The 5,416-nt window shown below is 73.0% G+C and carries 6 protein-coding genes and 1 pseudogene; 4 read left to right on the forward strand and 3 right to left on the reverse strand.

Annotation, left to right across the window (positions count from 1 at the left end; genetic code table 11):
* The 3 genes from AC1D12_RS23550 to AC1D12_RS23560 form a co-directional block, all read right to left on the reverse strand.
* Positions 1-482: thioesterase II family protein (locus AC1D12_RS23550; protein WP_477843215.1), on the reverse strand; the 482-nt coding region annotated here is incomplete at its 3' end.
* Between the two features lie 155 nt (positions 483-637).
* Positions 638-1,570, reverse strand: a complete 933-nt coding sequence (locus AC1D12_RS23555) for a PA2778 family cysteine peptidase (RefSeq protein ID WP_477843217.1) — start codon at positions 1,568-1,570, stop codon at positions 638-640.
* Between the two features lie 4 nt (positions 1,571-1,574).
* Positions 1,575-1,970 (reverse strand): PA2779 family protein, encoded by a 396-nt coding sequence (locus AC1D12_RS23560; protein WP_477825383.1) that lies wholly within the window; start codon positions 1,968-1,970, stop codon positions 1,575-1,577.
* A 139-nt stretch (positions 1,971-2,109) separates the two neighbouring features.
* On the opposite strand from AC1D12_RS23560, the gene AC1D12_RS23565 reads away from it, so the two are divergent.
* From AC1D12_RS23565 to AC1D12_RS23580, 4 genes and pseudogenes are all read left to right on the forward strand, one after another.
* Positions 2,110-3,336 carry a multidrug effflux MFS transporter gene (locus AC1D12_RS23565; protein ID WP_477843219.1) on the forward strand — a complete coding sequence of 409 codons (1,227 nt, stop codon included), beginning with the start codon at positions 2,110-2,112 and terminating at the stop codon, positions 3,334-3,336.
* 24 nt (positions 3,337-3,360) lie between these two features.
* Positions 3,361-4,299, forward strand: coding sequence for a tRNA (adenosine(37)-N6)-dimethylallyltransferase MiaA (miaA, locus tag AC1D12_RS23570; RefSeq protein ID WP_477825384.1), 939 nt, complete (start codon positions 3,361-3,363; stop codon positions 4,297-4,299).
* Entirely contained in the window at positions 4,296-4,961 is a 666-nt protein-coding gene (locus AC1D12_RS23575) for an ABC transporter ATP-binding protein (RefSeq protein ID WP_477825385.1), read from the forward strand. The genes miaA and AC1D12_RS23575 overlap by 4 nt, the downstream gene beginning before the upstream one ends.
* 1 nt (position 4,962) lies before the next feature.
* A pseudogene (locus AC1D12_RS23580) lies at positions 4,963-5,416 on the forward strand (ABC transporter permease); the annotation flags it as partial.

The raw sequence follows: 5,416 nt of genomic DNA on the forward strand, positions 1-5,416 counted from the left end.
TCGGCATGCTGCAGCACCTCGGCCGGAATGCCGCCGTAGCGGCGCTGGATCTCGGCAATGAAGGCCTCGTCGGGCAGGCGGTGCAGCGGCGCATCGGCGGCCGGCCAGTGCGGCGGCCGGCGGCCCGACACGATCAGCTGCGAAGGCACCGGCGCGCCGGCCGCTTGCAGCGCACGCGCCACCTCGGCCGCCAGCACGGCGCCCATGCTGTGGCCGAAGAACGCGAACGGCTTGTCGTCGAGTTCGGGGCGCAGCGCCGGCAGCAACGCATCGATCAAGGCCGGCATGCGGTCGATCGGCGGCTCGTCGAGCCGGTTCGCGCGGCCGGGCAGTTGCACCGCGACCAGCTCCAGCTCGGCCGGCAGGCCGGCGAGCCACGGGCGATACACCGCGGCGCCGACACCGGCATGGTGAAAGCAGAACAGCCGGGCTCGCGCCGCGGGGCGGGGAGTGAACCGTTGCAACCAGGGATTTGGGCTCATCGCACGACGCCGTCGACAAGGGAGTCGAGCCCGCCCAAGTGCGGCCTGTGATCCTCCGTGTCTTTCCAGTGAAGCAATGTAAAGTCAAAGGGCGTCGCGACACCCTCGGGACGACCCCCCATCTGAGTGAAACTGCGCCCCCTGGAATGCGTGGGTCAGCGGGCGGTTTTCGTCGGCTTTTGCAAGGCCTCGTCGAGCGCCTGCTGCGCCTGCGCCTGCCAGCGGTCGTGCAGCGCGAGCGCGGCCCGCGCGGCCTGCTCCGCCTCGTCGCGACGGCCGAGCGCCATCAGCGTGTCAGACAGATTGATGAAGGCCGCCGCGCTGCGGTGCTGTTCGGCCGCGGCGCGGAACACATCGGCCGCCCGYTCCACCTCGCCGCTCGCGCGCAGGCTGTTGCCCCAGCCGATCTGCAGGCTCAGCGTGCCGGGCCAGCGCTGCAGCGCCGACGCATACACGCGGGCCGCGACGGCCGGTGGCGCGCTGCGCTCGAAACCGACGGCGGCCTCGATGGCAGCTTCTGCGTGCGCGGTGGCCGGCCACTCGCCCGGCGGCAACGCGACGAAGGCCCAGAAGCCGGAGCGGCCCCAGGTGTGCTCGAAGGTCGACAGCGGCAGCCGCTCGCGCTCGGTGCGGCCGGAGCGCAGCAGCAGCTCGCCGCGCGGCAGGTCGTGCCCGACGACGACCGCGTAGTGCCACAGCGGCACGAACGACAGCCCCAGGTTCTGCAGCACGACGACCGGATGGCCGGCCGCCAGCTCGCGCAGCAGCGCGTCGAGCTCGCCGGGAATGCGCGTCGCGACCGCGCCGTGGCGGCGGGCACCGGCCAGCATCTCGGTCTGCAGGCTGCCGGCGCGTGCAGGCACGAACACCTCGTCGGCGAGCGCCGCCGGGTCGGCTGCGATGCCGGCCGCGCCGAGCGCGGTGGCCAGCGCCGCCGGGCCGCACCGGTGGTCGGTCTGCGGGGAGAACGGCGTGGCGTGCAGCTCGACCACCGGCGGCAGCCCGGCCGGCGGGTGCGCGCGCAGCGCAGCGGTCTGCACCGCGCAGCCGGTGAGGACGACGCTCAGCGCCAGCAGCGCGGCGCGCATCGCGTCAACGGATCGGCCGCGTGAACGGAAACACCTTCGTGTAGCCGAGGATGTCGGTGATCAGCAGCAGCACCAGCACGAAGATCAGCGAGCCGACGACGTCGTTGGCACCCGCGGGCGCGCGGTCGATCTCGGCGCCCAGCCGCGCGGCCTCGGCATCGCTCAGCGCGGCGACGCGCAGGCGGGCCTGCTCGAGGTCGACACCGCGTTCTGCCAGCACGCGGGCCACGTCCTCGCGCTCCAGCGCCGCCAGCAGGCGCTCGCGCTGCACGGCGCCGCTGGTGACGCCCTCGCTCTCGGCGACCTGCTCGGCGCTGATCGTCACCGCATGCGCCGGCAGGCCGGCGAGGGCCAGGCTGGCGGACAGCAATAGGGACAGGAGGCGGGTGGCGGGGCGCATGCGGATCTCCGGCAGGGGAAGGCCATCGTAGCAAGCCGGCCCCCGGCGCGCGAGCCTGATAGGCTCCGGGTCTGCGTCGGTGCGTGTCGCGCCGCGCCCATCCCCTCCTCCGCCCGCCGTGACCTCTCCCCGCCATTCGATGAGCCCCGCCGTCGTGGTGCTCTCGCTGATCCTGCTGCTCGGGATCCRGCCGGTCACGACCGACCTGTACCTGCCGGCCTTGCCGATGCTGACCCGCGCGCTCGAGGCGCCGGTGTCGGCGGCGCAGCTGACGCTGTCGGCGCTGATCATCTGCTTCGGCGTCGGCCAGCTGGTGTGCGGGCCGCTGGCCGACCGCTTCGGCCGCCGGCCGGTGCTGCTGGCAGGCCTCGCGCTGTACACGGTGGCCAGCGTGCTGAGCGCGCTCGCGCCGTCGATCGGCTGGCTGGTGTGGTGGCGCGCGCTGCAAGGCGCGGCGATGGCGGCGGCGGTGACCTGCGGCCGCTCGATCATCCGCGACCTGTATGCGCCGCACGAAGGCGCACGCGTGATGTCGCGCGCGCTGACCGGCCTGGGCGTGATCGCGATGGCCAGCCCGGTGATCGGCGGCCTGCTCGCGCAGCACCTGGGCTGGCATGCGGCGCTGATGGCGCCGGCGGTGTTCGGTGCGCTGACCCTCGCCTTCATCGCCTGGCGCTTCGAGGAGACGGTGCCGGCGCGCAATGCCGGCGCGACGCGGCTCGGCCCGCTGCTGCGCAACTGGGGCAGCGTCGTGCGCCATCCCACCTTCCAGGCCTGGGCCGCGCTGTCGGCGTTCACCTACGGCGGGCTGTTCTTCCTGCTGGCCGGCTCGTCGTTCGTGTTCATCGAGGTGCTGGGCACCTCGCGCGTCGGCTACGGCGTGATCATGCTCAGCAACTCGCTGGCGTACACGCTGGGCACGCTGCTGTGCCGGCGCCTGCTGGGCTCGCACGGCCTGCGGCGCACGGTGGCGGTGGGCGGGGGCTTCACGCTCGGCGGCGGCCTCTCGATGGCCGCGCTCAGCCTGGCCGGCGTGCACGAGGTGTGGGCGATCGTGCTGCCGCAGTGGCTGTACGCGATCGGCCACGGCATCCACCAACCCTGCGGGCAGGCCGGCGCGGTCGGCCCGTTCCCCGAGAAGGCCGGCACTGCCGCCTCGCTGTCGGGCTTCGGCATGACGCTCAGCGCGCTCGCCGTCGGCCTGTGGCTCGGCAAGCACCTGGACGGCACGGTCTACCCGCTGACGCTCGGCATCGGCCTGTGCAGCATCGGCGTGGCCACCGTCGCCTGGACGCTGGTGCAGCGGCATGGCGAGCCGCCGCGGCCTGCCGCCACCCCCACCGCCACTACCACGCAGGCCGCCTGAACAATTCAAGACGACCCTTTCCCGATGACAGCTTCCCTGAACTACCTCTGCCTCGCCGGCCCCACCGCCTCCGGCAAGACCGCCGCCTCGCTCGCGATCGCGCAGGCGCTGGCCGCACGCGGCACGCCGGTCGAGATCGTCAGCGTCGACTCGGCGCTGGTCTACCGCGGCATGGACATCGGCACCGCGAAGCCGAGCGCCGCCGAGCGCGCGGTGGTGCCGCACCACCTGATCGACATCATCGAGCCGAGCGAGGCGTACTCGGCCGCGCGCTTCGTCGGCGACGCCGAACGGCTGATCGCCGAGATCCATGTGCGCGGCCGCCTGCCGCTGCTGGTGGGCGGCACGATGCTGTACTTCAAGGCGCTGTTCGAGGGCCTGGACGCGATGCCCGCCGCCGACCGCACGGTGCGCGCCGCGCTCGACGCGCAGTGCGAGCGCGAGGGCCTGCATGCGCTGTACCGCGAGCTGCAGCGCGTCGACCCGGTCACCGCCAAGCGGCTGAAGCCGGGCGACCAGCAGCGCATCCAGCGCGCGCTGGAGGTCTACCGCGTCAGCGGCCAGCCGATCTCGTCGTTCCACAGCGAGAAGCCGGCGCGCGACCTGCCGCCGCTGATCTCGCTGGAGCCCACCGACCGCGCCTGGCTGCACCAGCGCATCGAAGCCCGCTTCCACCAGATGCTCGAAGACGGACTGGTCGACGAGGTGCGCACGCTCGAGGCGCGCGGCGACCTCGATGCCGACATGCCGTCGATGCGCTGCGTCGGCTACCGGCAGGCCTGGGAGGCGCTGGTCGAGGACGACCTGAGCGAACTGCCGGAGCGCGGCATCGCGGCGACGCGGCAGCTCGCGAAGCGGCAGATCACCTGGCTGCGCGGCATGCCGCAGCGGCAGGTGATCGCCTGCGACGCGCCGGATGCACTGGAGCGTGCGGTCGAGTGCGCGCTGCGACTGGCCGCATGAGTGCGGCGGTGAGCCCGTTGCTCGAGGTTCACGGGCTCGCGAAGCGCTATGGCGACACACCGGTCTTCGCCGGCGTCGACCTCGCGCTGCAAGCCGGCGAGTTCGTCGCGGTGCTCGGCGAATCGGGCGTCGGCAAATCGAGCTTCCTGAACTGCCTGGCCGGCCTCGACACGGTGGACGCCGGCTCGGTGCACATCGCCGGCACCGAGATCACCGCGCTCGACGACACGCAGCAGGCGCTGTTCCGCCGCGCCCACCTCGGCTTCGTGTTCCAGGCCTTCCATGTGCTGCCGCACCTCACGGTGGCACACAACGTCGGGTTGCCGCTGCTGCTGCAGCACCGGCCGGACGACGCCCGCGTGGCCGAGCTGCTGAGAGCCGTCGGCCTCGACGGGCTCGGCGCGCGGCTGCCGCAGACGCTGTCCGGCGGGCAGTTGCAGCGCGTCGCGATCGCCCGCGCGCTGGTGCACCGGCCGCAGCTGATCCTGGCCGACGAGCCGACCGGCAACCTCGACCCGGCCACCGCCGAGCGGGTGATGGACCTGCTGTCGTCGCAGGTGCGCGAACAGGGCGCCGCCTGCGTGCTGGTGACGCACTCGCGCGCAGCGGCGGCGCGGGCCGACCGCGTGCTGACGCTGACGCCGACCGGGATGAGTGGCTGACGTGCTGTCGCTGCTGCGCCACCTGTCCTGGCCGGAGCTGCGGCACCACCCGTGGCGCAACCTGGCCGCGCTGCTCGCGGTGATGCTGGGCGTCGCGCTCGCGTTCTCGGTGCAGCTGATCAACCAGTCGGCGCTTGGCGAGTTCAGCTCGGCGGTGCGGGCCGTCAACGGCGAACCGGATTTCGAGCTGCGCGGCCAGCGCGGCGGTTTCGACGAAGGGCTCTACGGGCGCGTGGCGACGCTGGCCCAGGTGGCAATCGCAAGCCCGATCGTCGAACTCGACACCTATGCGTTCGATGCGCAAGGGCAGCGCGTGCCGGTGCATGTGGTCGGCATCGATGCGCTGGTGGCGGCGCGGCTGTCGCCGGCGCTGATGCCGCGGCCGAATGCCGAGCTTGACACCGATGCCGATCGCTTCGCGGTGCTGGCGGCCGATTCGATCTTCCTGAATGCGC

The sequence above is a fragment of the Rhizobacter sp. P1_G5 genome (assembly GCF_056405435.1).